We start from the raw sequence: 23,591 nt of genomic DNA, 5'->3' as shown, positions 1-23,591 counted from the left end.
ACGCCGGAGGGGCTGAAAGTGTGTCAGGCCAGGTCGCGCTTGGCCGCGATCTTCGAGGACAGGCCGAAGATCTCGATGAAGCCCTGCGCCTTGGACTGGTCGAACGTGTCGCCCGAGTCGTAGGTGGCGAGGTTGAAGTCGTAGAGCGACTGCTCGGACTTCCGGCCGGTGACGACCGCGCGGCCGGCGTGCAGGGTCATCCGGATGTCACCGGTGACGTGCTGGTTGGCCTCGTTGATGAAGCCGTCCAGGGCGCGCTTGAGCGGGGAGAACCACAGGCCGTCGTAGACCATCTCGCCCCAGCGCTGCTCGACCTGCCGCTTGTAGCGGGCCAGCTCGCGCTCGACCGTGACGTTCTCCAGCTCCTGGTGCGCGGTGATCAGTGCGATCGCGCCGGGGGCCTCGTACACCTCGCGGGACTTGATGCCCACGAGCCGGTCCTCGACCATGTCGATCCGGCCGATGCCCTGGGCTCCGGCGCGCTCGTTGAGCTGCTGGATCGCCTGGAGCACGGTGACGGGCTTGCCGTCGATGGCGACCGGGACGCCCTCCTTGAAGGAGATGACGACCTCGTCGGCCTCGCGGGGAGTGGCCGGGTTCTGCGTGTACTCGTAGATGTCCTCGATCGGCGCGTTCCAGATGTCCTCCAGGAAGCCCGTCTCGACCGCGCGCCCGAAGACGTTCTGGTCGATGGAGTACGGGGACTTCTTGGTGGTCGCGATCGGGAGGTTCTTCTCCTCGCAGAAGGCGATCGCCTTGTCGCGGGTCATCGCGTAGTCGCGGACCGGGGCGATGCACTTCAGGTCGGGGCCGAGCGCGGAGATACCGGCCTCGAAGCGGACCTGGTCGTTGCCCTTGCCGGTGCAGCCGTGGGCGACGACGCCCGCGTTGTGCTTCTTGGCGGCGGCGACGAGGTGCTTGACGATCGTCGGCCGGGAGAGGGCCGAGACCAGCGGATAGCGGTCCATGTAGAGGGCGTTGGCCTTGATCGCCGGGAGGCAGTACTCCTCGGCGAACTCGTCCTTGGCGTCCGCGACCTCGGCTTCGACGGCGCCGCAGGCGAGCGCGCGCTTGCGGATGACGTCCAGGTCCTCGCCGCCCTGGCCGACGTCCACGGCAACGGCGATGACCTCGGCGCCCGTCTCCTCGGCGATCCAGCCGATGGCGACGGAGGTGTCCAGGCCGCCCGAGTAGGCGAGTACGACGCGCTCGGTCACGGGTTTCTCCTTACGGTGCAATCACTGATGGGTATAACTATGCAGTCGACCGTATGGTTTGTCAAAGCTCCAGGTCAGGACGGTTCGGCCAGCACAGCGGCCTCGAAAATGCGGCGCCTCCCGGCCGCACGCTCCTCTACGATCGGCACCCGGCGAGGGGGAGGAAGACCATGGAGCACGGCGACAGTCACGGCGGAGCGGCCGAGCAGCTGGCCCTTGGCATGCCGCTGCACAAGGCCCTGGACACCACATCGGCCGCGGCATGGGTGGCCCTCGACGCCGGTGCACGGGAGCTGGACCGGAGTGCGTGGTCCCCGCTGCGGCCGGAGCCTCCGGTGCGCCGCCGGTGGCTGAGCCCGCCGCCCCCACTCGGCCGGCCGAGTGCGCCGGGCCGGCGAATCCCGCTCGCACTGGCCCTGTGCCACCCCGACGGCCGCGTCCGCGAGGCCGCGCTCGACTCGGTGCGCGACGCTCCGGAGCTGCGCCCGCTCCTGGTGCTGCGCTGCGCGGACTGGGCGGGTCCGGTGCGCGAACGCGCCCGCGTCGTGCTCGCGGAGGTGCCGGGACGCGAGCTCGTGCCGCTGGCCGGGCTGATCCTGCGGCTGGCACGGCGTGCGCAGGGCGGTTTCGCCCGCACCTTGCTGGAGAGCAGCCTGCGCGAGGGCCCGCCGGCCGATGTCGAGGCGCTGATGGCCGACCCGGACCGTACGACACGGCGCCTCGCCCACCGGATCGCGGTCGACCGGAGGCTGCTGAACCCCATGACGCTGGCCGCCATCGCCGCATCGGAAGGGGACGTCACCCTCCAGGACCTGTGCGCGGACGCGGCCCTCGCCGCTCTGCGGGACGGCACCGTGCCCGCCGTCGTGGACCGATTGGTCGCGGCACGCTCGCCCCGGGTCCGTGCGGCGGGTGTCACCGCCCTGCGCGGGGCCGGACGGCACCGTGAGGCGGAGGCGTTCCTCGCCGACCGCTCGCCCGTCGTACGGGCCTGCGCGCGCTACGTCCTTCGGCAGGCCGGGGCCGATCCCCTCCCCCACTACCGGACGCTGTGCACCGAGCCGGCAGCGCACCCGGGCGCGGCGGCCGGCCTGGGCGAGTGCGGGACGCGGGCGGACGCCGACACGCTGCGCACGCTCCTTGCGCACCCGCTCCCCGCCGTGCGCGTCAACGCGGTCACCGGACTGCGGGCGCTCGACGCGGTGACCCTCGCGTGCGTGAGCCCGCTGCTGGACGACCCGGCGCCCGCGGTGGTCCGGGCCGCGACGCTCGCCGCACTGCCGGACGCCGGCCGGTTCGAAGAGCATTGGCTGCGCGAACGGACCGCTCCTGAGCGGCCGCGCGCGACACGGGTGGCCGCGGAGCGGCTGCTGCGGGCGAGGGCGCGGCGCGGCGGGCGTCCCACCGGCTGAAACACCCCGCCCGTACGCCCTCGGGCACGGGAGTCGGCGCGGATAATATCCGCATGGGAAAAACGTACGAACGTATAGACGGATGGCTCAGGACCTTCATAGAAGAGCAGCACATCTTCTTCACGGCGACGGCCCCCCTCGGCGCGGAGGGCACTGTCAACCTCTCCCCCAAGGGCGTGAGCGGGTCGTTCGCCGTCATCGACGAGCGGACCGTCGCCTATCTGGACTTCGCCGGGAGCACTGCGGAGACCATCGCCCACCTCCGTGAGAACGGCCGGGTCACGCTGATGTGGTGCGCCTTTCAGGGGCCGCCCAACATCGTCCGGGTGCACGGGCGCGGGGAGCCGGTGTTCCGGGACGATCCCCGGTTCGCCGGGCTGCTGAGCCACTTCCCGGCGGTGGACCCCTCGCCGCACGGGCTGCGGGCGGTCATCGTGGTGACGGCGGAGCTGATCCGGGACACCTGCGGTTTCGCGGTGCCGTACTACTCCTACGACGAGGACCGATCGCTGCACGCCGACCGTTTCCGGCGCGAGGACGACGACAGTCTCGGCGCGTACTTCGAGAAGAAGCCGGACATCGCCACGAGCATCGACGGGCTGCCGGGGCTGCCCCTGCCGCTGCCTCCGATGCCGGTGCCGCCCGCCGGGTGACCCGCTGGGCCGTACGGAGCAGGCGCGGTGGGGGCCCGGCCGCCGGGCCCGTACGGTCCGGATCATGCGCAGACTTCTGGTCACCGGTTCGGTACTGCTGACTCTGCTGGTCTCGGTCGCGGCCGGTGACCCCGGCGAGCCGCCCCTTCCCGAGCGGCTCGCCGACACCGGCGGCGGCTCCCAGCTGATCACCGCCGAGGCCCCGTCCGAGGACTCCACCACCGGCACGGTCACCTGGTGGGAGCGGAGGCGCGGCGGCTGGGTGGAGGCCGGGGCGGCGCCGGCGCGCTTCGGGGCGAAGGGGCTGACCGAGGGCAGTACGCGGGCCCAGGGCACGGACACCACGCCCGCCGGTCTGTACGACCTGCCGTACGTCTTCGGGATCGAGCCGGCCCCGGCCGGGACGCGCTACCCCTACCGTCGCGTCAACGACCGTTCGTGGTGGTGCCAGGACAACAGCGCCGACGCCTACAACCGGTGGGTGGAGCCGCGGCCCGCGGACTGCCGGGCCGCCGAGGCCGAGCACCTGGTCACCTACGGCACGCAGTACGCGCACGCGCTGGTCGTCGGCTTCAACTACGAGTGGCCGGTACGGGGCCGGGGCGCCGGGATCTTCCTCCATGTCAACGGCCTTGGTGCGACCGCCGGTTGTGTCTCCGTACCGGCGGCCGCGATGAGCCGGATCCTGGCCTGGGCCGATCCGGACCGCCGTCCCCACATCGCGATCGGGACGCGTTCGGGGCGGACGGCGATCACCCGCTACTAGGGGTGGGGTCAGCGGTCGTTCTGGGCGAGCCGCAGGAGGTGGTCGGCGAGTGCCTGGCCGCCCGCCGGGTCGCGGCTGATCAGCATCAGGGTGTCGTCGCCCGCGATGGTGCCGAGGATGTCGTGCAGTTCGGCCTGGTCGATGGCCGAGGCGAGGAACTGCGCCGCTCCCGGAGGCGTACGCAGGACCACCAGATTGGCCGACGCCTCCGCCGAGATGAGCAGTTCGGCGGAGAGCCTGCGCATCCGCTCCTCCTTGGCGGAGCCGCCAAGCGGTGCCTGCGGGGTGCGGAATCCACCCTCGCTGGGCACCGCGTAGATCAGCTCTCCCCCGGTGTTACGGATCTTCACCGCGCCCAGCTCGTCCAGGTCGCGGGAGAGCGTCGCCTGGGTGACGCTCAGCCCGTCGTCGGCGAGAAGCTTGGCCAGCTGGCTCTGCGAGCGCACCGGCTGCCGGTTCAGGATGTCCACGATCCGGCGGTGGCGGGCCGTGCGGGTCTGCGGCACGGACGGCCCGCCGTGCTCGGTTTCCTGCGCCTCGGTCATCGTCATCGCCTCATTCTCCGGATCGTCATGCTCCGGATCGTCCGTCCCCGTATGCCGCGTCGAGAGCGCCCGGCAGGACTCGCAGGAACGCGTCCACCTCCGCGTCGCCGATGATCAGCGGCGGCATGAGCCGTACGACATCGGGGGCGGGCGCGTTGACCAGGAGTCCGGCTCCCTGGGCCGCCTGCTGCACCTTCGGTGCGAGGGGTCCGGTGAGCACGATACCCAGCAGCAGGCCGGAGCCGCGGACGTGGGAGACCAGGGGGTGGCCGAGGCCCTCCACACCGTCCCTGATCTTCTCTCCGAGACGCTTCACCTCGTCGAGCGTTCCGTCGGCGGCGAGCGTGTCCAGGACGGCGAGTCCGGCCGCGCAGGCGACCGGGTTGCCACCGAACGTCGTGCCGTGGTGGCCGGGCTTCAGCAGGCCGGCCGCCGCGCCGAACGCGACGGTCGCACCGATCGGCAGTCCGCCGCCGAGGCCCTTGGCGAGGGTGACCACGTCGGGCTCGACGCCCTGGTGGGCCTGGTACTCGAACCAGTGGCCGCAGCGGCCGATGCCCGTCTGCACCTCGTCGAGCACGAGCAGTGTGCCGGTGGCCCGGGTGATCTCCCTGGCCGCTTCCAGATAGCCCTTGGGCGGGACGACGACGCCGTTCTCACCCTGGACGGGTTCGATGATCAGGAGCGCCGTGTCGGCGGTCACCGCGGTGCGGAGCGCCTCGACATCGCCGTACGGCACATGCGTGACGTCACCGGGCAGCGGGACGAACGGCTCCCGCTTCTTTGGCTGGCCGGTGAGGGCGAGCGCGCCCATGGTCCGGCCGTGGAAGCCGCCGTCCGTGGCGACCATGTGCGTACGCCCGGTCAGCCGGCCGATCTTGAAGGCGGCTTCGTTGGCCTCGGCGCCGGAGTTGGAGAAGTAGACCTTCCCTGCCCGGCCGGAGAGCTGGAGCAGCCGCTCGGCCAGGGCGATGGGCGGTTCGGCGATGAAGAGGTTCGAGACGTGGCCGAGGGACGCGATCTGGGTGGAGACGGCTTCGACGACGGCGGGGTGGGCGTGGCCCAGCGCGTTCACCGCGATACCGCCGACGAAGTCGAGGTATTCGGTGCCTTCGGCGTCCCAGACGTGGGCGCCGGCGCCGCGGACCAGGGGGAGCTGCGGGGTGCCGTAGTTGTCCATCAGCGCGCCCCGCCAGCGCTGCGAGAGCTCCGCGTTGCTCATGACTCCCCCTGGGTGTCGGTCGGTGCGTCGGGCACGACCATCGTGCCGACTCCTTCGTCGGTGAAGATCTCCAGCAGGATCGAGTGCTGGACCCGGCCGTCGATGACGCGGGCGGTCTCGACGCCGTTGCGTACGGCGTGGAGGCAGCCCTGCATCTTCGGGACCATGCCGCTCGACAGGCTGGGCAGCAGCTTCTCCAGCTCGGTGGCGGTGAGACGGCTGATCACGTCGTCGCTGTTGGGCCAGTCCTCGTAGAGGCCCTCGACGTCGGTGAGGACCATCAGCGTCTCGGCGTTCAGCGCGGCGGCGAGTGCGGCAGCCGCGGTGTCCGCGTTGACGTTGTAGACGTGGTTGTCGTCGGCGGAGCGCGCGATGGAGGAGACGACCGGGATCCGGCCGTCGTCCAGGAGGGCCTGTATGGCGCCGGTGTCGATCGCGGTGATCTCGCCGACCCGGCCGATGTCGACGAGTTCGCCGTCGATGGTGGGCCGGTGCTGGACGGCGGTGATGGTGTGGGCGTCCTCGCCCGTCATGCCGACGGCGAGCGGGCCGTGCTGGTTGAGGAGACCGACCAGCTCGCGCTGGACCTGTCCGGCGAGCACCATCCGTACGACGTCCATCGCCTCGGGCGTGGTGACCCTCAGTCCGGCCTTGAACTCACTGACCAGGCCCTGTTTGTCGAGCTGGGCGCTGATCTGCGGTCCGCCGCCGTGCACGACGACGGGCTTGAGACCGGCCTGCCGCAGGAAGACGACGTCCTGCGCGAAGGCGGCCTTCAGCTCCTCGTCGATCATGGCGTTGCCGCCGAACTTGATGACGACGGTCCTGCCGTTGTGCCGGGTCAGCCAGGGCAGCGCCTCGATGAGGATCTGCGCCTTCGGCAGTGCGGTGTGCTTCCGCGCCGGCGTACTCATGAGCTGTACGCGCTGTTCTCGTGGACGTACTCCGCGGTCAGGTCGTTGGCCCAGATGACGGCCGACTCCGTGCCCTCGGAGAGGTCCGCGGTGATCCTGACCTCGCGGTACCGCATGTCGACGAGTTCGCGGTCCTCGCCGACGCCGCCGTTCTTGCAGACCCAGACGTCGTTGATGGCGACGTTCAGCCGGTCCGGCTCGAAGGCGGCCTTCGTGGTGCCGATCGCGGACAGGACGCGGCCCCAGTTTGGGTCCTCGCCGTGGATGGCGCACTTGAGGAGGTTGTTGCGGGCGATGCTCCGGCCGACCTCGACGGCGTCGTCCTCGGTCGCGGCGTTGATCACCTCGATGCGGATGTCCTTGGAGGCACCCTCGGCGTCGCCGATCAGCTGGCGGGCGAGGTCGGCGCAGACGGTCCGTACCGCCTCGGCGAACTCGTCCCGCGCGGGCGTGATTCCGCTCGCCCCCGAGGCGAGCAGCAGCACGGTGTCGTTGGTCGACATGCAGCCGTCGGAGTCGACCCGGTCGAAGGTGGTGCGGGTGGCGTCGCGCAGTGCGGCGTCGAGCGCGGGGGTCTCCACGTCGGCGTCGGTGGTGAGGACGACCAGCATGGTGGCGAGGCCCGGGGCGAGCATGCCCGCGCCCTTTGCCATGCCGCCGACGGTCCAGCCGCCCTGGGTGGCCACGCTCGTCTTGTGCACCGTGTCGGTGGTCTTGATGGCGATGGCGGCCTTCTCGCCGCCGTGCTCGCTGAGCGCCGCCGCGGCCTTCTCGATGCCGGGCAGCAGCTTGTCCATGGGGAGCGGCAGCCCGATGAGTCCGGTCGAGGCGACCGCGATCTCGCCCGCGCTGTGGCCTTCGAGGACCTCGGCGGCCTTCTCGGCGGTGGCGTGGGTGTCCTGGAAGCCCTGCGGGCCCGTACAGGCGTTGGCGCCGCCGGAGTTGAGGACGACGGCGGTGACCTCGCCGCCCTTGAGTACCTGCTCCGACCAGAGGACGGGGGCGGCCTTGACGCGGTTGGAGGTGAAGACGCCCGCGGCGGCGCGACGCGGCCCGTGGTTGACCACGAGGGCCAGGTCCGGTTGACCGCTCTCCTTGATTCCGGCGGCGATACCGGCCGCCGTGAATCCCTGTGCTGCCGTGACGCTCACGGTGCGACTCCGATCGTGGAAAGACCTGTGTCCTCGGGGAGCCCGAGGGCGATGTTCATGCTCTGAAGGGCGCCGCCGGCGGTTCCCTTGGCGAGGTTGTCGATGGCGCTGATCACGATCATCCGGCCCGCGGCCTCGTCGTGGGCGACCTGGATCTGTACGGCGTTGGAACCGTGGACGGACGCTGTGGCGGGCCACTGGCCGTCGGGCAGCAGGTCCACGAACGGCTCGTCCGCGAATGCCTTCTCGTACGCCGTACGCAGCGTCTCGGCGTTCACGCCCGGCTTCGCCTTCGCGCTGCACGTGGCGAGGATGCCGCGGGGCATGGGGGCGAGGGTCGGCGTGAAGGAGACGATCACCGGTTCACCGGCGGCGGCGCTGAGGTTCTGGATCATCTCGGGCGTGTGCCGGTGCCCTCCGCCGACGCCGTACGGGGACATGTTGCCCATCACCTCGGAACCCAGGAGGTGGGGCTTGAGTGCCTTGCCCGCCCCGGAGGTCCCGGACGCGGCGACGATCACGGCCTCGGGCTCGGCGAGCCCGGCGGCGTACGCGGGGAAGAGCGCGAGGGAGACGGCGGTCGGGTAGCAGCCGGGCACCGCGATGCGCTTGGACCCCTCCAGCGCGGCCCGGCCGCCGGGCAGCTCGGGCAGCCCGTAGGGCCAGGTGCCCGCGTGCGCGGAACCGTAGAACTTCTCCCAGTCGGCGCCGTCCTTGAGCCGGAAGTCGGCGCCCATGTCGACCACGAGCACCTCGTCCCCCAGCTGCTCGGCGACGGCGGCGGACTGGCCGTGCGGCAGGGCGAGGAAGACGACGTCGTGCCCGGCGAGCACCTCGGCGGTGGTCGGCTGGAGCACCCGGCCGGCGAGCGGCCGCAGGTGCGGCTGGAGGGGCCCGAGCTGCTGCCCCGCGTTGGAATGCGCGGTGAGGGCCCCGATCTCGATCTCGGGGTGGACCAGCAGGAGACGGAGCAGCTCCCCGCCCGCATATCCGCTCGCCCCTGCTACCGCTGCGCGTACCACCATCGAAATCCTCCTCGTTGATGGCATGACTATACGCAGCGCTGCACTTTTATGCAAAGGTCTTTGGCTGTGCTTTCCGGCCGCTTGTGACCGAGTGCTTCGGATGCGCGTCGCCCCCGGAGAGGTACGTCACCGACCGTCGCGTAGCCGGAGAAGGTACGCCGCGGTCAGCGCAACGGCACGGTCGTCGTCATGCGACAGCTCCACGAGGGCCCGTGACGCCCTCGTTCCCGGGATGCCCGCCAGCGCCTGGGTCAGCCGTCCGCGTGCGGGCGCTTCGGTGGTGTCGTGGGCGAGGCGGTCGACGAACCCGGTCGCGATCCGATCCGCCACAGAGGAGTCGCTCGCCAGCACGCTCAGCGCATCGGCTGCATCGATGTCGTTCCTTCCTGCCACGATCATCTCGATGAGCGTCGGGACCGCTTCGGCCACTCCACGTGTCCCGAGCGCCAGAGCCGCATACCCGCGGACCACGACGTCGGGGCTTTCGAGAGCATTCCGCAGGTGCACGGCGGCCTCACCGCCGGGCATCTCGGCGAGGGATTGGACGGCGCGTTCCCGCACCACTGCCACCGGTGAGTCGAGGCCCTCCGCCAGGAGTTCCGGGCCGCCGTCGCCCGATCGCGCCAGCGCCCATCGAAGCGCTCCGGCGACGTTCGGCTCCGTCTCGCTCAGAGCCGCCTCGACCAGGGCCTCCACCGGCACCGGAACCTCGTCGACCGAGGAAAGGGCCGCACGCTGGCGGGCGTCGGCGCTCTTCGAGCCCAGTGCCTGGAGGAGCGCAACGACCTGGAGGACGTCATCCCAGCCAGCGGGGTCCGCGGCATCGATCCTGCGCAGCCGCGTGAGAAGCTCGGTCTCGGCCTCGATGCGTTCGCGTGTCTGACGGACGAGGTCGCCGACGAGCGCCGATGGCGTGAAGCCGGGATCGTCGAGCGCGCGACCGATCTCACGCAGCGACAGCCCCAGCGACCGCAGGCTCTCGATATGGAAGATCCGCCGGATGTCCTCCACGGAGTACTCCCGATAACCGGAGCCCTTACGACCGGAAGGCCGTACCAGGCCGAGCGACTCGTAATGCCGGAGCATGCGGGCACTGACCCCGGACCGTCGCGCCACCTCACCGATCAACACGTCCTATCGTCCCTCCTGGCCGGACCCGCCGAGGGCCACGACGCGCTTCGCCTCCTCGATCGCGAACTCGAATCCGGCGTCCGGGTCGCGCAGCAGACGTTCCGTGGCGAGCGCGTGCGCACGCACGTGCGGGTCGGGGACCGTCGTCGCAGCACGCAGAGCCGGCACGATGACTTCACCCAGCGCGACCAGTGCCCGGCTGAGACTCAGCTGCGTCTCCCGCTCACCGCGCCCGAGCTGCGTCGCCAGCACCGTGGCCAGAGCGGACTCCTCGCCTTCCGGTACGAGCAGGACCGCGGCCCGCCAGGCGCTCCGCGCCACTTCGTCGTCGGCGTCGGACAACAGCGTCCGTGTGATCGCCGGCCACGCCTGCCGGTCCCCGACCTTGGACAGTGTGTGCAGCGCCTGGCTCCGCGCCTGCGCACGCTCCGAGCGGACTTCGCAAAGCAGCTCGGGGAGCGTCATGGACACCGGGTAGCGGGTGAGCGCCCAGGTCAGCATCTCGCGGACGAAGAACTCGGGCTCGATCGCGCATCGCTCGATGAGCTTGTCGACGAAGCGCGGGTCAGGCGTCGTACCGACCGCCAGAGCGGCCCGCAGGCGCACGGACGAACTGCCGTCCTCCAGCCCCTGGAGCGCTCGTGTCACATCGGTGTCCTGTCTCGTGATCCTCATCGAGATCACCTCCTTGGCCAGGAGTGAAGACCTTGTCACCGTGTCAAGGTCAAGACGGTCCCCCGGGACGCCGGGTCTCTGCGACGTCGCCCACGACCCTCGACCGGGCGAGGAGTCACCCGGTCAGTAACCGGCCGGCCGCACCAGTCCGGTCTCGTACGCGTGGACGGCGGCCTGGGTGCGGTCGCGCAGGGACAGTTTGACGAGGATGCGGCTCACATGGGTCTTCACCGTCTGTTCGGCGACCACCAGGCGCGCGGCTATCTCCGCGTTCGACAGTCCGTGCGCGATCAGGGACAGCACCTCCGTCTCGCGCTGCGTCAGGTCCCCGAGGCGGTCCTTGAGGGGGGCGCGCGGGGCCTCGGCCAGCCGGGAGTACTCGGCGATCAGCCGTTTGGTGATGTTCGGGGCGAGGAGTGCCTCCCCGGCCGCCACCACCCGCACCGCGTGGGCGAGTTCGGCCGCCGAGGCGTCCTTCAGGAGGAAGCCGGACGCACCCGCGCGCAGCGCCTCGTACACGTACTCGTCGAGGTCGAAGGTGGTCAGGACGAGGACCTTGACGGTGGCGTCGTGCGGCGCCGTGACGCGGCGGGTCGCCTCAATGCCGCCGAGTCCGGGCATGCGGATGTCCATCAGGACGACGTCGGGGGCCAGTTCGGCCACCTTGGCGACCGCGTCGAGGCCGTCCACGGCCTGGCCCACGACCTCGATGCCGGGCTCGGCGCCGAGCAGCACGGTGAACCCCTGCCGGACCATCATCTGGTCGTCGGCTATCAGCACGCGGATGGTCATACGGGGTCCTCCAGGGGAAGTGTGGCGACGACTTCGTAACCGCCTTCGGTGGTGGGCCCGTTGGCGAAGTCTCCGCCCAGCATGACGGTACGTTCCCGCATGCCGAGCAGCCCGTGGCCGGCGCCCCGCGAGGGGGCGGCCGCACGGTCGGGCGCGGTGTTGACGACGCGGACGGTGACCGCCGTCGAGTGGTAGCCGGTCTCCACCCGTACGCGTGCTCCGGGTGCGTGGCGCATCACGTTGCTCAGCGCCTCCTGGACGATGCGGAACGCCGACAGTTCGACACCCGGCGACAGCGGCCGGCGCTCCCCTGTCGACTCGCTGACGACGGTGATCCCGGCGCCCCGTACCGTGCCGACCAGTTCGTCCAGCCGGTCGAGCGTGGGCTGCGGTGTGTGCGCCCCTTCGGAGAGCGTGTCCTCCGTGCGCAGTACGCCCAGCACCCGGCGCAGTTCGGTGAGCGCGTCGACGGCGTTCTCCCGGATGGAGGCGAGGTTCTCCCGCAGGGCGTCGGAGGGGTCTTCGGCCAGGTGCGGGGCGACCTGCGCCTGGATCGATATCACGGTCATGTGATGGGCGACCACGTCGTGCAGCTCACGGGCGATCCGGTTGCGTTCCTCGAGCAGCGTGCGCCTGGCGCGTTCCTCGGCGGTCAGTTCCGCCTGGACGACCAACTGCCCGCGGGCCACCCGGATGCCACGCAGCGAGGAGCCGAGCGCCGTCGCGACGACGAAGAAGGGGGCCGCCCGCTCGACGCCGTAGTTGTGCGGCTGGGTGGTGAAGGCGAGGCAGGCCACTCCCGCCAGGAACGTGATCACCAGCGCCCGTACCGCGCTCCAGGGCCGCACCCGCGAGGCCACCAGGAACAGCACCGAACTGTGCAGGGCGATCGCCGGGATGCTCCACGGGTACAGCCTGTCCGGGCCGATCAGGGGTTCCCAGACCACGGCGCCGGCCACCATAAGGACCGTCGACGCCCACCAGGCCGGCATGGGCCGGGACATCGCCGCGATGAGCACCGCCGACTGGAGCATGGAGAGCACCAGGGCGTGCCAGGTGATCGCCCGGCCGTCCCCGCCGTTCACGTTCATCACGGCGATGGTCGCCGCGAGCACCACCAGCACCATCCAGAACACCGGCCGCCAGACCGGCCATCCCGGCTCCCCCATGCGCGGCAGCGGATCGGCGGCCCCCGTCCACATGTCCTCCCGCAGGGTGCGCGGCAGCCGCCGCACCGCGGTCATCAGCCGCTTCCCGCTCCCCGCCCCCGTCAGCGCCCCCGTCAGCTTCACATGATCCACATTAGGCACTGTGCGCCTCCACGGTTCGGTCGGGGCGGGCATCACGCACCACCCGTGAGCGGCCCGGCCGCCCCTGTTCGTACGTGCGGAACGCCGCCCAGCAGACCAGCAGCGCCGCCGCGAACACCGGCAGCCAGGCCAGTCTTGCCAGCACCCAGGCCGCACCGTCCGGGACGGTGTGCAGTCCCGGCAGCGGTCCGCCCGCCGCCAGGCCGGTCGCGGTGACCGCCATCATGGCGGTCTGGTGCCAGAGGAAGAGGGTCATCGCGGAAAGGTTGGCCAGGGCCACCGCCGCCCAGACGGCGGGCCGCGCGAGTACCCGCCGCAGCGGGCCGAGCAGCAGAAGGGCCGCACCGCACTGGGCGAGTCCGAAGGTCACCACGGCGAGGGTGGGCGGGTCGAGGTTGGAGACGGCGGCTCCGGGGACGCCGACCATGGACGCCGGGTAACCGGCGAACAGGACGAGGAGCAGGGTAATAACGGCTCCCCCGGACAACAGGACCCATCCGGTCGACCGGCCCCGCAGGCCTCCCCGGGCCCAGGCGGCACCGAGGCAGTACGGGACCAGCCAGCCGGCCGCCACGTTGATCCAGCCGAGCGCAGCGGGCGCGTCGGCTCCGAATCTCAGCAGGTCGACGTGGAGCACGACGACGAGCGGCCAGAGCGGGTGGATCCGCGCCACCAGCGGGGTGGCGGCGGTGAGCACCGCGAAGACCAGCAGAAACCAGAGCGGCGAAAGGACCAGCTTGCAGAGCGTGTACAGGGTTTGGTGGCCGACGCCCGCGGCGGCCATCGCGCCCACCGCCACCGCCCAGACGGCCGTGAGAGCGACGACCGGCCGGAACAGCCGGGCCAGCCGGGCACCGAGCCACCGCCGGTAGGGCACGCCCCGGGCGCGGGCCGACGCGTACCCCTGCGCGCCCATCCGTCCGCCGACCAGGAAGAACACGGCGAGGGTCTGGAACGCCCAGGAGACGGGCGCGAGTTGGGGCATGTGCTGGAGGGGGCTCGCGGCGCGCACCGTGCCGCTGTCGGCGACAAGCGCGGTCACCAGCCAGTGGCCCATGACCACGCCGAGGATGGCGAGGGCCCGCAGGGCGTCGACCGCGCGGTCGCGGCCGGGCGGGGTGGCGGCTTCGATGGTCCGCACGAGGTCACGCATGGCCGCGCTCCTCGCTCACGGCGTGCCCGTTCACGATCCGGGCCATGTTGCGCAGCGGGACGGAACCGGGGCGGAGGTAGTCGCTGTGGCCGCCGGGGCCCGCGTCGAACACCCGGGCTCCGAAGGCGGGGGCCATGGGGTCGGCCCCGAAGCCGACGGTCGCGAATCCGAGTGGGAGCCGCCCGTGCGGCACGTCGGCTATCCAGTCGTCGGCGCTCCGGCCCGCCCAGACGGTGGCGTCGGTGTGCAGGCTCTCCACGTTCCGGGCGCCGGTGCCGGGGCTGCCGTACAGCACGATGCCGGCGACGGGGAGGTCCGCGGCGGCCCGGGCGCAGACGACCGACCCGTAGGAGTGGCAGAGCAGCGTGGTCCGGGAGCCGGGGACGGCCGCACTCAACTCCCGTACGAAGTCGGCCAGCCGGGGAGCCGCGGCGACAGCGCTCCGGTCCGTGAGGATCTGACGGCTGGCCGTGCCCGGGGTCTTGTAGCCGAGCCAGGCCACGACCGCAGCGCCTTCGCCCAGTTCACGCCGCAGGGCCTCGGCTCCGGCGCCGAGGCGTCCGTACGAATCGAGGCTGGTGTCCGAACCGGGTACCAGCACGGCGATGCGTAAGGCGTGCGCGAGGTCGCCGAAGACTTCGGTCGTACGGCCGCCGTCGCGCCCGTCGAAGGAGAGGAACCGGCGGTCGGGGTCCGCCAGGGTGCGCAGGACGGCCGCCCGTCGCCGGTCGCCGTGGCCGGCGGCCGTCCGCTCGGCCGCCCGGATGTCCGTACGGCTGGCGGCGTACCGCTCACCCAGGGCGGCCGGGGTCGCCGGCCCGAGCGGGCCGAGGTCGGCCGGGGCGGGCGCGGGGACGGCCGCGGGTCCGGCCGCGCCCGACACCGGCACCGCCACCGAAGCGGCGACGAGGGCGGCGAGGAGGGTGCGGCGCAGACGGCTGGTGCGCGGGCGTGTCGCCATGGAGGGTGTTCCTTCCGTACCGGATGCGGTGTGTGCTTCCGGTACGGAAGGTATGGATCAGCCCGTGTCGTCGGCGTCCCGCTGGAGGGTGCACCTGCCGGGTAGCTCTCAGGTACTACAGGTAGGGGGTGCCGGCTTCGCCTTCCGCGGCGCGCGGAGCCGCGCCCGTCCGGTAGGGCTCGACGAGCAGGGGGCGCAGGGCCGTTCCGCGGCGGCGGTGAGCCGGTGACGGGAGCGCACCGGGAAGCTGTTGAGCCTGTCGTGGGCCACCAGGCCAGGCTGTTCGAGCACGCGCAGCCGTGCGGTGAGCACCTTGGCACTGATCCGCGGCAGTCGCTCGCGCGGGACGAGGGTGGTCCAGCGGCTGGACACGGCGGCCGGCGCGGTCCCCACCGGGCGGTCGGGGTCGGGGCGGTCGGTCCGCCTCGCCTCGCCGCTTCCGGTACGCCTTCGCGGCGGCTCACAGTGCCTCGTACACCGCGTCCACCAGTGCCGTCTTGCGCGGGTCGTCGGCGATATTCGGGCCCATCCGGTTCATGACATAGCCGAGCGCGACACCGGCTTCCGGGTCGGCCAGACCGCAGGAGCCGCCCGCGCCGTCGTGGCCGAAGGCCCGGGGGTTGGGGCCGTAGGAGCGGTTCGGGCCGCTGAGCCAGAGGCCGAGGCCGACCTCGGTGTCCTGCGCGAATCCCGCTCCGAGCACCAGGTCGCGGCAGCTCCCCTGCCCCTCGCGGACCCGCTCGGCAGCCTCCTCGGACAGGATGCGCCGGCCGTCGACAGTGCCGCGCCCGGCGAAGATCCCGTACAGCGAGGCCACCGCGCGGGCCGTCCCGTGGCCGTTGGCCGCGGGGATCTCGGCCGCCCGCCACTCACGTGTGTTCGCGGCGCCCGCGCCCGTCGGCGGGTTGGCCAGTGAGGCGATGGCGACCGGCTCCATCTGCGCGAGGAACGCGGACACCGCACCCGGCGGTGTCTTCCACGGGACCAGTTCGGCGACCCGCCCCTCCTCCTTCTCCGGGAGGCCGACGGTGAAGTCGATGCCGAGCGGGCCCGTGACCTCCTGGTGCAGGAAGGCGCCCGGCAGCAGTCCGGTGATGCGGCGGACGACCTCGCCGACCAGGAAGCCGTAGGTGAGCGCGTGATAGCCGGAGCGGGTTCCCGGCTCCCACCAGGGCTCGGTCGCGGCCAGCCGGGCGGTGGTCAGCTCCCAGTCGTAGAGCTCGGCCAGTGTGTGCGGCTCGCGGAACCCGGCCAGGCCCGCGCGGTGCGAGAGCAGGTGCCGTACGCGGACGGATTCCTTGCCCGCTGCGGCGAATTCGGGCCAGTACGCGGCGACGGGGGCATCGAGGTCGAGCAGGCCCCGGTCGACGAGGATGTGGGCGCAGAGCGCCGTCGGGCCCTTGGTCGTGGACCACACGTTGACCAGGGTGTCCCGCTCCCAGGGGCGGGTACGGTCCCGGTCGGCCCAGCCGGCCCACAGGTCGGCCACCGGGACGCCGTCGACGAGGACGGTGACGGCCGCGCCCAGCTCGTCGCGCTCCGCGAAGTTCTCCTCGAAGGCGGCGCGGACCGCGGCGAATCTGTCGTGGCAGTGACCGTGGATCTGCGGCACGTGGGCTCCTCGTTTCGCGCACAGCCTGGTGGCTTCGGCGAGCGCAACATACCGACTGGTCGGACCGGCCGGAAGGGGCGTACGCAGTGGGCCGCTCAGCCGGACGACGCTTCCAGGCTCAGGCTCCAGCGGCCCGGTCCCCCGGTGAGCGTGACCGTGGACAGCGGCCGGACGTCGACGTTCCAGTACGAGGCGGGCGGCGCCTTGAGCGCGTACACGAGCGCGGCACGCACCACCGAGGGTTCGGCGACCGCGACGATGAGTCCGTCGCAGGGGGGCCGGGTGTCGAGCCAGCCCCCTATCCGCGAGATGAAGGCCAGCAGGGACTCGCCGCCGTGCGGGGCGGAACGCGGATCGGAGAGCCAGGCGTCCACCGCGGCCGGTTCGCGGGCGCTGACCTCGGCCAGGGTCCAGCCCCGCCAGCGGCCCATGTCGCAGTCGCGCAGCGCGGGCTGCACCATCGGCGCGAAGCCGAGCGCGTCACCGGTGGCACGGCTGCGCGGGGTCGGCGAGCAGTAGCGCAGTTCTGCGGCACCGAGCGGCAGGAGTGTGTGCGCGGTGAGCTGGATCTCGTGCCAGCCGGCGTGGTCGAGCGGCCGGTCGTCGTCGAAGCGCTCGGCGAGCAGGGCCGAGCTGCGCGCCGCGGCGACCAGAGAGACTCGAACACTCATGGCCGCGATCGTGGAGCCGAACGCCACGCCGGTCAAGAGGACGGATCGGGCGGGCGGGTCCTTGCGGGCCGGACGCTGTCTCCCGCCGGCGCGCGGGCACACCGGTCACGCCGGAGAGCCGTCCCGTTCCGGGCCGTCGCGGAGTTCGTCGTACGCGGTGCGCAACCGCCGTACACCCTCGGTGATCTCGGCCGGTCCGGAGACCGTGGCGAAGCTCAGCCGGATGCGGCCCGCCGGTGCCTCCGCGCAGAAGTACGGGCGGCCGGGCGCGACGGCGACGCCCGCGCGCAGGGCGGCGGAGACCACCGCGGACTCCTCGGCCCCGGTCCACGTGTCGGGCAGCCCCAGCCAGAGGCTGCCGCCGCCCGACGGGATGTGCGGCAGGGCCAGTTCGGGCAGCTCCAGCCGGAGCGCGGCCGTCATCGCGGTCCGGCGTTCCTTCAGCGCGGACGCGACGGTGCGCAGGTGGCGGCTCCACGACGGGGAGCCGACCAGTTCGAGCGCCGCCTCCTGGAGCGGCCGGGGGACGAAGAAGCTGTCGACGACCTGGATGGCGCGCAGGCGCTCCAGCACGGGTCCGCGGGCGGCCAGGGCCCCGACGCGGAGGCTGGGCGAGGTGACCTTGGTGAGGGAGCAGACGTGGACGACGACGCCGTCCTCGTCGTGGGCCATGAGCGGCGCGGGCAGCGGACCCGCGTCCTCGTGGACGAGACGGCGGGCGAAGTCGTCCTCGACGACGAAGGCACCCGCCTCACGGGCGATCCGGACCACCTCCCCCCGGCGGTCGGGGGCCAGGACTGCGCCGGTCGGATTCTGGAACAAGGGCTGGCAGACGAACACCCGGGCGCCCGTCGCCCGGAAGGCGGCGGCGAGCAGATCGGGCCGCACGCCGTCGGCGTCACCGGGGACCGGCACGGGGCGCAGACCGGTGGCGCGGGCCGCCGCCAGCATGCCCGGGTAGGTGGGCGACTCGACGAGGATGGGCGCACCCGGCGGGGCGAGCGCGCGCAGGGCGGTGGCCAGGGCGCTCTGGCCGCCCGCGGTGATCAGCACGTCGGCGGCGGTCACGGCGGGACCGATCTCCCGGGCGAACCAGGCCCGCAGCTCGGGGAGCCCGTCCGTGGGCGGGCGGCCCCAGGCGCCGGGACGGCGCCCCGCGCGGGCCAGCGCGGCGGCCATGGCGCGCTCGGGCTGGAGCGAGGGATGGAGATAGCCGCCGTTGAACTCGATGACGCCGGGCGAGGGGGCGGCGAGCGTCACCAGCACACCGGAGGCGTCGACGGTGCGCGGCACCACCTCCGGACCGCCGTCGGCACTGAGCGACACCTCCTGCCAGGAGGTGTCGCCGAGCGGACGAGCGGCGTTACGGGGCTGCGCCCTGAAGGCCCCGGCACCGGGGCGGGTGACGACCAGCCCCTCGGCGGCGAGCTGCGCGATGGCCCGGGAGACGGTCACCGGACTCACCCGGAAGCGTTCCGTCATCGCGCGACTCGACGGCAGCTTTCCACCTGGAGAGTAGCGGTCGAGTTCCTCGCGAAGGAATCCTGCCAGTTCTGCCACGCTGCTACGCTCATGCATGACAGCAGAGAATAGCGCTACTCACCGCACTGCGATAGCAGTTGGCTCCCCAGTCACCGCCGCCCCGGTCAGCAGCCCCACCGGAGCCGGGACGGGCCGCGCCGACGCCGTCGCGCACCCACCCGTCGGCGGCAGCGGGACCCTTCTCGCCATGTCCGGCGTGGTCGCCTTCTCCCTGACCTTCCCCTCCACGGCCTGGGGCCTGGAGAGTTTCGGGCCCTGGTCGCTGGTCGCCCTGCGCAGCCTGTTCGCCGCCGCCATCGCGGGCGGTGTGCTGCTGGCGGGCCGCGTGCCGGTGCCCGAGCGCCGCCACTGGGCCGGCCTCGCCGTCGTCGCGGGCGGTGTGGTGGTGGGCTTCCCGCTGCTGACCACGCTGGCCCTGCAGACCACGACGACCTCGCACGCGGCCGTGGTGGTGGGCCTCCTGCCGCTGACCACCGCGGCGTTCTCCTCCCTGCGCACCGGCTCGCGCCCGCCGCGCGCGTTCTGGGCCGCGGCCCTGGCGGGTGCCGGCGTGGTCATCGTGTTCACCGTGCGGCAGAGCGGCGGGGCACTGTCCGCCGGCGACCTCTATCTGTTCGGCGCCCTGCTCGTGTGCGCCGCCGGTTACACCGAGGGCGGCAGGCTGGCCCGGGTCATGCCGGGCTGGCAGGTGATCGGCTGGGCCCTGATCCTCGCGCTGCCGCTCGCGGTGGCGGGCGCCGCGATCGCGCTGCCCTTCGAACCGGTGCGGCTGACGGCACACGGCGTCATCGGCCTGGTCTGGGTGGCCGCCGGCTCCACCTTCGTCGGCCTGTACGTCTGGTACCGGGGCATGGCCGAGATCGGGGTGGCGCGGGCCAGCCAGCTCCAGCTGGCGCAGCCGCTGCTGACCCTGGCGTGGTCGGCGCTGCTGCTCGGCGAGGAGATCCCGGCGGCCGCCCCGGTGGCCGCGGTGGCCGTACTCGTCTGCATCGCGGTCACCCAGCGCGCAGGAGTCAAAGCCGCTCCCCGGTCATAGACTTGTCGATAGGCACCGCCACCCGTGAGGAGGTCACTCCCGATGGAGGCACACACCGGCGACCGGCTGCTGATACACGGCAGGACCGTGGGGCAGCACGACCGTGTCGCAGAGATCATCGAAGTGCTCGGTGCCGGGGGCTCCCCTCCGTACCGTCTGCGCTACGACGACGGACACGAATCGATCAAGTCTCCCGGCCCGGACTGTGTCGTGCGGCACACGCCACCGCAGGACAAACAGCGGTAGAGCCGGGACCTGACGCCGGGGACCTCCGAGTGGGGTCCCCGGCTCATGCCCCGTACGGCCAGGGGCTTCGCACCTCCCCCGCCCCCCGTCCCGCGTGACGGGGGTAACGTCCGGGCGTCGGCGGTACGACCCCCGGGCCAAGGGCCCCGGATCACGGAGTAACGTCGTGGGGTCGAGGCGGGCACCGGAACCGGACGGGAACCTGCGACACAGGGATCAGCGAAAGGCACGAGGTGACGGACTCTATGGCCGACATTGCACGCGTCGGAGTGGTGGGCTGTGGCCAGATGGGCGCAGGTATCGCAGAGGTGTGCGCCCGCAGCGGCCTTCAGGTCATGGTGGCCGAGACCACCGGCGAGGCGCTGGAGATCGGCCGCACCCGGCTGCACAACTCCCTCTCGAAGGCCGCCGAACGCGGCAAGATCACCGAGGAGGAGCGGGACGAGACCCTCGGCCGCCTCAGCTTCACCACCGACCTCGGGGAGTTCGCAGACCGCGATCTCGTCATCGAGGCCGTCGTGGAGAACGAGCAGGTCAAGACCGAGATCTTCCAGGTGCTCGACCAGGTGGTGACCCGGCAGGACGCGATCCTCGCCTCCAACACCTCGTCCATCCCCCTGGTGAAGCTGGCCGTCGCGACCTCGCGCCCGGACCAGGTCATCGGCATTCACTTCTTCAACCCGGCACCGGTGCAGAAGCTCGTCGAGCTGATCCCCGCGCTGACCACCTCCGACGAGACGGTGAAGCGGGCCGAGGCGCTGGTCCAGGACGTCCTGGGCAAGCACCCGATCCGCGCGCAGGACCGTTCCGGCTTCGTCGTGAACGCCCTGCTGATCCCGTACCTGCTCTCCGCGATCCGGATGTTCGAGTCGGGCATCGCCAGCCGCGAGGACATCGACAACGGCATGGAGATGGGCTGCGCCCACCCGATGGGCCCGCTGAAGCTCGCCGACCTGATCGGCCTGGACACCGTGGCCTCGGTCGCCGACTCCATGTACGCCGAGTACAAGGAGCCGCTGTACGCCGCTCCCCCGCTGCTCCAGCGCATGGTGGACGCGGGCCGTCTGGGCCGCAAGACGGGCTCGGGCTTCTACCCGTACTCCTGACACCGTACATCCGCGAAGGGCCGGCCGGGATCTCCCGGCCGGCCCTTCGTGCGTCCCGGCCGCGTCCGATTCCCCTCAGCCCAGCCGCAGGTGATGGAGCATCAGCAGCCCGGCCGCCATGCCGGCCGCGGGGATCTCGCCGCGGGCGATCATGTCGGGCACCAGCTTGAGCGGGATCCATTCGCGGCGTGAGGACTCGAAGTCGTCCTGGGGATGGCCGGTGTACGTGGCCTCCCGCGCCCAGTAGAGATGGTGCCGGGCGTCGATGAGCCCGTTGGCGGGCTCCACCGTCATCAGCGGCTCCAACTCACCCGGGCGCCAGCCGGTCTCCTCCTCCATCTCGCGGGCGGCGGCGGAGGCGAAGTCCTCGCCGTCCTCGACCACACCCGCCGCGAGCTCCCAGCCCCAGCTGTCGGTGATGAAGCGGTGCCGCCAGAGCAGCAGCACCTCGTTGGCGTCGTTGACGACGGTTGCCGCCGCGACCGGGCGGAGCCGGATGACGAAGTGATCGAGGTGCCGCCCGTCAGGGAGGACGACATCCGCCAGATTGACCCGGAACCAACGGTTCTGGTACACCGTGTGCTCGTTTAAGTTCATCCACTGCACAGTTCTGCCACCTTCCGACAGGTCGATGGCAATATCGGAGCAGGGACGGCCCGCCAGGGGAACGGATGGCGGGCCGCTTTGGCGGAGCTCACAGAGGCACGCGCAGCGCTCCGTCGACGATCCCGGCCGCCTCCTCGGCCTCGGCGCAACCGCTCGCCGCCAGCTGCTCACGGACCGCGCGGAGCCGGTCGCGCAGCCGCCGGGACTCCATGCCCCTGGCGCGTTCGGCCATGTCCGTGGCCGTGCGCGCGGCCCGGTCCGCCTCCCCCTGGAGCAGCTCGAGGTGGGTGAGCATCGCCAGCCGGTGCACCTGACCGCGGTCGTGCGCGGGGGTGCGCGCCGCTGTCGCCGCGTGCTCCCGTGCGCCCGGCAGATCCCCGAGGCCGAGCAGCGCCTCGGCCACCTGCACGTTGACCAGCCCCGGCTGGACGTACCCCGTCTCGTCCGGTTCCCGGCCCGGGTGGATGCGACCGGCCTCCGACTCCGCGCGGCGGATGCACGAACGGGCGTTGTGACCGTCGCCGAGGTGGGCGTACGCCTTGGCCTGCATCGCGTACAGATCGGCCGCGAGCGCCGGGGTGATGTGGGTGCCCGCCGCCCGCAGTGCGGCCTCCGCGAAGGCGACGGACCGGCGGTATTCGGCCAGGAAGAGGGACTGGTTGACCAGCAGCGCGATGACATAGCCGCCCAGCCCCCGGTCGCCGCTGGCCTTGGCGAGCCGGAGCGCCTGGTGGAAGTAGCGCTGGGCGAGACCGTGGGCGTCGGAGTCGTACGCGCAGATACCGGCGACGGCGACCAGCCCGCCGGCCGCCCGGTGCAGCTGACGGCCCATCATGTCGCTGTAGCCGCCGCGCAGGAGCGGCGCCGTCTCGGCGTTGAGGAAGCCGACGATGCGCGAGCGCGTCGCGATGCCGCCGGCCTTGCGGTACATCTGCTCGTAGTGGGCGCGGGCCGCGCGGAGCATCACGATGTCCGCCGGGCCGACGTGGGCCGGGCCCGGCCGGGAGACATCGGCGTCCTCGGGCGGGTTCTCCCATTCCCAGACCGGCATCACCGCCGTCGTCCCGGTGACGGCGGGCGCGCCCACCACGTGCGGGCGCCGCTGTTCGTCGGAGCGCCACAGCGCGGAGGCCCGTTCGACGAATCCGGTGAGGGAGGAGCCGTGCACCACCGTGTTCCCTCCGGAGGGCCCCATGCCGATGTCGTCGAGGGTGAGGGCGCGGTGCACGCGCTCCCCCAGCACGTCGCAGATGAGGTCGGGCACCTGCCCCCGCGGGCGCTGGCCCTTGAGCCAGCGGGCCACCGCCGTGTGCTCGTACCGCAGGTCCAGACCGCGGGCCCGGCCGGCCCGGTTGACGTGGCCGGCAAGACCGGCCCGGGACACCCCGGCCTCGTCGATCAGGGATTCGAGCAGGACGTTGGGCTCCATTGCCCCCCCCAGTTGCGCGTCGCACTGAGCCTAGTGCAGCACGATTCACACGGGGTGTGAACGGAATGCCCGAACCGTCCTGCTGTGCGCTCTGTCGCGGCGTGCGGCGAATCGGTTGACTTGGTCGTCTCGCAAGAGGCGGACGGGTCGTCGGCTCCCCCTCGTACAGTTGACGACCCGCTCCCGCCGTCCGCCCTGCCGACCTGCCCAACACTCCGTGGCAGGGCGGACGGCGCCGCAGGACCGCACGACCCACTGCCCACGGATCGGAGGGTGGCTGCGGGTCGGCCCCCGCTCCCCGGCCCGGGCCGGGCCCGCGTGCGGTCCCGCGCCTCACGCGAGCACAAAGGAGGGGCGTATCCGGTGGCCGGATACGCCCCTCCTCACTGCCTGCTCCCGGCGGCTGCCCGCCGGTG

Annotated in this window: 24 protein-coding genes; 6 read left to right on the top strand and 18 right to left on the bottom strand. The window is 72.2% G+C overall.

The window, feature by feature from the left end:
- Nucleotides 1-23: 23 nt before the first annotated feature.
- Complete coding sequence (locus ACFWSK_RS19190) at nt 24-1,217, bottom strand: argininosuccinate synthase (protein ID WP_383787385.1); 1,194 nt, start codon at nt 1,215-1,217, stop codon at nt 24-26.
- A gap of 170 nt (nt 1,218-1,387) precedes the next feature.
- Between ACFWSK_RS19190 and ACFWSK_RS19185 the strand changes: the two genes are divergently transcribed.
- The 3 genes from ACFWSK_RS19185 (at nt 1,388) to ACFWSK_RS19175 (ending at nt 4,048) form a co-directional block, all read left to right on the top strand.
- Nucleotides 1,388-2,629 carry a hypothetical protein gene (locus tag ACFWSK_RS19185; RefSeq protein ID WP_383787382.1) on the top strand — a complete coding sequence of 414 codons (1,242 nt, stop codon included), beginning with the start codon at nt 1,388-1,390 and terminating at the stop codon, nt 2,627-2,629.
- Nucleotides 2,630-2,682: 53 nt separating this feature from the next.
- Nucleotides 2,683-3,282, top strand: coding sequence for a pyridoxamine 5'-phosphate oxidase family protein (locus ACFWSK_RS19180; RefSeq protein ID WP_383787379.1), 600 nt, complete (start codon nt 2,683-2,685; stop codon nt 3,280-3,282).
- Nucleotides 3,283-3,346: 64 nt separating this feature from the next.
- Nucleotides 3,347-4,048, top strand: coding sequence for a L,D-transpeptidase (locus tag ACFWSK_RS19175; protein ID WP_383787377.1), 702 nt, complete (start codon nt 3,347-3,349; stop codon nt 4,046-4,048).
- Between the two features lie 8 nt (nt 4,049-4,056).
- Here the strand turns inward: ACFWSK_RS19175 and ACFWSK_RS19170 are convergent, their stop codons facing one another.
- From ACFWSK_RS19170 to ACFWSK_RS19100, 15 genes are all read right to left on the bottom strand, one after another.
- On the bottom strand, nt 4,057-4,593 hold the full coding sequence (locus tag ACFWSK_RS19170) for an arginine repressor (protein ID WP_018515284.1): 537 nt from the start codon (nt 4,591-4,593) through the stop codon (nt 4,057-4,059).
- Nucleotides 4,594-4,618: 25 nt separating this feature from the next.
- Complete coding sequence (locus ACFWSK_RS19165; protein WP_383787375.1) at nt 4,619-5,815, bottom strand: acetylornithine transaminase; 1,197 nt, start codon at nt 5,813-5,815, stop codon at nt 4,619-4,621.
- Entirely contained in the window at nt 5,812-6,729 is a 918-nt protein-coding gene (argB, locus tag ACFWSK_RS19160) for an acetylglutamate kinase (protein WP_383787372.1), read from the bottom strand. Before argB ends, ACFWSK_RS19165 begins: the two co-directional genes overlap by 4 nt.
- Complete coding sequence (argJ, locus tag ACFWSK_RS19155) at nt 6,726-7,880, bottom strand: bifunctional glutamate N-acetyltransferase/amino-acid acetyltransferase ArgJ (RefSeq protein WP_383787370.1); 1,155 nt, start codon at nt 7,878-7,880, stop codon at nt 6,726-6,728. Before argJ ends, argB begins: the two co-directional genes overlap by 4 nt.
- Nucleotides 7,877-8,905 carry an N-acetyl-gamma-glutamyl-phosphate reductase gene (gene argC / locus ACFWSK_RS19150; RefSeq protein WP_383787367.1) on the bottom strand — a complete coding sequence of 343 codons (1,029 nt, stop codon included), beginning with the start codon at nt 8,903-8,905 and terminating at the stop codon, nt 7,877-7,879. Before argC ends, argJ begins: the two co-directional genes overlap by 4 nt.
- Before the next feature lie 126 nt (nt 8,906-9,031).
- Nucleotides 9,032-10,036, bottom strand: coding sequence for a MerR family transcriptional regulator (locus tag ACFWSK_RS19145; protein ID WP_383787364.1), 1,005 nt, complete (start codon nt 10,034-10,036; stop codon nt 9,032-9,034).
- Nucleotides 10,037-10,039: 3 nt separating this feature from the next.
- Nucleotides 10,040-10,711 (bottom strand): HEAT repeat domain-containing protein, encoded by a 672-nt coding sequence (locus tag ACFWSK_RS19140; protein ID WP_383787361.1) that lies wholly within the window; start codon nt 10,709-10,711, stop codon nt 10,040-10,042.
- Nucleotides 10,712-10,834: 123 nt separating this feature from the next.
- On the bottom strand, nt 10,835-11,503 hold the full coding sequence (locus ACFWSK_RS19135) for a response regulator (protein ID WP_383787358.1): 669 nt from the start codon (nt 11,501-11,503) through the stop codon (nt 10,835-10,837).
- Complete coding sequence (locus ACFWSK_RS19130; protein ID WP_383787487.1) at nt 11,500-12,795, bottom strand: histidine kinase; 1,296 nt, start codon at nt 12,793-12,795, stop codon at nt 11,500-11,502. Before ACFWSK_RS19130 ends, ACFWSK_RS19135 begins: the two co-directional genes overlap by 4 nt.
- A gap of 10 nt (nt 12,796-12,805) precedes the next feature.
- Entirely contained in the window at nt 12,806-13,966 is a 1,161-nt protein-coding gene (locus tag ACFWSK_RS19125) for an acyltransferase (RefSeq protein WP_383787356.1), read from the bottom strand.
- Nucleotides 13,959-14,927 carry an alpha/beta hydrolase gene (locus ACFWSK_RS19120; protein WP_383787353.1) on the bottom strand — a complete coding sequence of 323 codons (969 nt, stop codon included), beginning with the start codon at nt 14,925-14,927 and terminating at the stop codon, nt 13,959-13,961. Before ACFWSK_RS19120 ends, ACFWSK_RS19125 begins: the two co-directional genes overlap by 8 nt.
- 108 nt (nt 14,928-15,035) lie before the next feature.
- Nucleotides 15,036-15,218 (bottom strand): hypothetical protein, encoded by a 183-nt coding sequence (locus ACFWSK_RS19115; protein WP_383787484.1) that lies wholly within the window; start codon nt 15,216-15,218, stop codon nt 15,036-15,038.
- A 169-nt stretch (nt 15,219-15,387) separates the two neighbouring features.
- On the bottom strand, nt 15,388-16,539 hold the full coding sequence (locus ACFWSK_RS19110; RefSeq protein WP_383787350.1) for a serine hydrolase domain-containing protein: 1,152 nt from the start codon (nt 16,537-16,539) through the stop codon (nt 15,388-15,390).
- 95 nt (nt 16,540-16,634) lie between these two features.
- Nucleotides 16,635-17,210 (bottom strand): histidine phosphatase family protein, encoded by a 576-nt coding sequence (locus tag ACFWSK_RS19105; protein ID WP_383787347.1) that lies wholly within the window; start codon nt 17,208-17,210, stop codon nt 16,635-16,637.
- A 105-nt stretch (nt 17,211-17,315) separates the two neighbouring features.
- Nucleotides 17,316-18,788 carry a PLP-dependent aminotransferase family protein gene (locus ACFWSK_RS19100; protein ID WP_383787344.1) on the bottom strand — a complete coding sequence of 491 codons (1,473 nt, stop codon included), beginning with the start codon at nt 18,786-18,788 and terminating at the stop codon, nt 17,316-17,318.
- Here ACFWSK_RS19100 and ACFWSK_RS19095 point away from each other — a divergent pair.
- The 3 genes from ACFWSK_RS19095 to ACFWSK_RS19085 all read left to right on the top strand — a co-directional run bounded on the left by ACFWSK_RS19095 (nt 18,787) and on the right by ACFWSK_RS19085 (nt 21,140).
- Nucleotides 18,787-19,788, top strand: a complete 1,002-nt coding sequence (locus tag ACFWSK_RS19095; protein WP_383787342.1) for a DMT family transporter — start codon at nt 18,787-18,789, stop codon at nt 19,786-19,788. The genes ACFWSK_RS19100 and ACFWSK_RS19095 overlap by 2 nt on opposite strands.
- A 42-nt stretch (nt 19,789-19,830) precedes the next feature.
- On the top strand, nt 19,831-20,034 hold the full coding sequence (locus ACFWSK_RS19090; protein ID WP_383787340.1) for a DUF1918 domain-containing protein: 204 nt from the start codon (nt 19,831-19,833) through the stop codon (nt 20,032-20,034).
- Nucleotides 20,035-20,279: 245 nt separating this feature from the next.
- Nucleotides 20,280-21,140: a 3-hydroxybutyryl-CoA dehydrogenase gene (locus ACFWSK_RS19085; protein WP_383787338.1), complete on the top strand. Its 861-nt coding sequence runs from the start codon at nt 20,280-20,282 to the stop codon at nt 21,138-21,140.
- 75 nt (nt 21,141-21,215) lie between these two features.
- Here ACFWSK_RS19085 and ACFWSK_RS19080 read toward each other — a convergent pair whose 3' ends face one another.
- Nucleotides 21,216-21,746 carry an NUDIX hydrolase gene (locus ACFWSK_RS19080; RefSeq protein ID WP_383787336.1) on the bottom strand — a complete coding sequence of 177 codons (531 nt, stop codon included), beginning with the start codon at nt 21,744-21,746 and terminating at the stop codon, nt 21,216-21,218.
- A gap of 88 nt (nt 21,747-21,834) precedes the next feature.
- Nucleotides 21,835-23,175 carry a transcriptional regulator gene (locus tag ACFWSK_RS19075; RefSeq protein WP_383787333.1) on the bottom strand — a complete coding sequence of 447 codons (1,341 nt, stop codon included), beginning with the start codon at nt 23,173-23,175 and terminating at the stop codon, nt 21,835-21,837.
- Between the last annotated feature and the right edge of the window lie 416 nt (nt 23,176-23,591).

It is taken from the genome of Streptomyces sp. NPDC058620 (assembly GCF_042717135.1).
GTDB lineage: Bacteria > Actinomycetota > Actinomycetes > Streptomycetales > Streptomycetaceae > Streptomyces.
This window is presented reverse-complemented; position numbering and strand designations above follow the sequence as displayed.

Coding starts and splice junctions, on each gene's coding strand:
- ACFWSK_RS19185 (WP_383787382.1), top strand. CDS start 1,388: ATGGAGCACGGCGACAGTCACGGCGGAGCGGCCGAGCAGCTGGCCCTT.
- ACFWSK_RS19180 (WP_383787379.1), top strand. CDS start 2,683: ATGGGAAAAACGTACGAACGTATAGACGGATGGCTCAGGACCTTCATA.
- ACFWSK_RS19175 (WP_383787377.1), top strand. CDS start 3,347: ATGCGCAGACTTCTGGTCACCGGTTCGGTACTGCTGACTCTGCTGGTC.
- ACFWSK_RS19170 (WP_018515284.1), bottom strand. CDS start 4,593: ATGACCGAGGCGCAGGAAACCGAGCACGGCGGGCCGTCCGTGCCGCAG.
- ACFWSK_RS19165 (WP_383787375.1), bottom strand. CDS start 5,815: ATGAGCAACGCGGAGCTCTCGCAGCGCTGGCGGGGCGCGCTGATGGAC.
- argB (WP_383787372.1), bottom strand. CDS start 6,729: ATGAGTACGCCGGCGCGGAAGCACACCGCACTGCCGAAGGCGCAGATC.
- argC (WP_383787367.1), bottom strand. CDS start 8,905: ATGGTGGTACGCGCAGCGGTAGCAGGGGCGAGCGGATATGCGGGCGGG.
- ACFWSK_RS19140 (WP_383787361.1), bottom strand. CDS start 10,711: ATGAGGATCACGAGACAGGACACCGATGTGACACGAGCGCTCCAGGGG.
- ACFWSK_RS19135 (WP_383787358.1), bottom strand. CDS start 11,503: ATGACCATCCGCGTGCTGATAGCCGACGACCAGATGATGGTCCGGCAG.
- ACFWSK_RS19125 (WP_383787356.1), bottom strand. CDS start 13,966: ATGCGTGACCTCGTGCGGACCATCGAAGCCGCCACCCCGCCCGGCCGC.
- ACFWSK_RS19120 (WP_383787353.1), bottom strand. CDS start 14,927: ATGGCGACACGCCCGCGCACCAGCCGTCTGCGCCGCACCCTCCTCGCC.
- ACFWSK_RS19105 (WP_383787347.1), bottom strand. CDS start 17,210: ATGAGTGTTCGAGTCTCTCTGGTCGCCGCGGCGCGCAGCTCGGCCCTG.
- ACFWSK_RS19095 (WP_383787342.1), top strand. CDS start 18,787: ATGACAGCAGAGAATAGCGCTACTCACCGCACTGCGATAGCAGTTGGC.
- ACFWSK_RS19100 (WP_383787344.1), bottom strand. CDS start 18,788: ATGCATGAGCGTAGCAGCGTGGCAGAACTGGCAGGATTCCTTCGCGAG.
- ACFWSK_RS19090 (WP_383787340.1), top strand. CDS start 19,831: ATGGAGGCACACACCGGCGACCGGCTGCTGATACACGGCAGGACCGTG.
- ACFWSK_RS19085 (WP_383787338.1), top strand. CDS start 20,280: ATGGCCGACATTGCACGCGTCGGAGTGGTGGGCTGTGGCCAGATGGGC.
- ACFWSK_RS19075 (WP_383787333.1), bottom strand. CDS start 23,175: ATGGAGCCCAACGTCCTGCTCGAATCCCTGATCGACGAGGCCGGGGTG.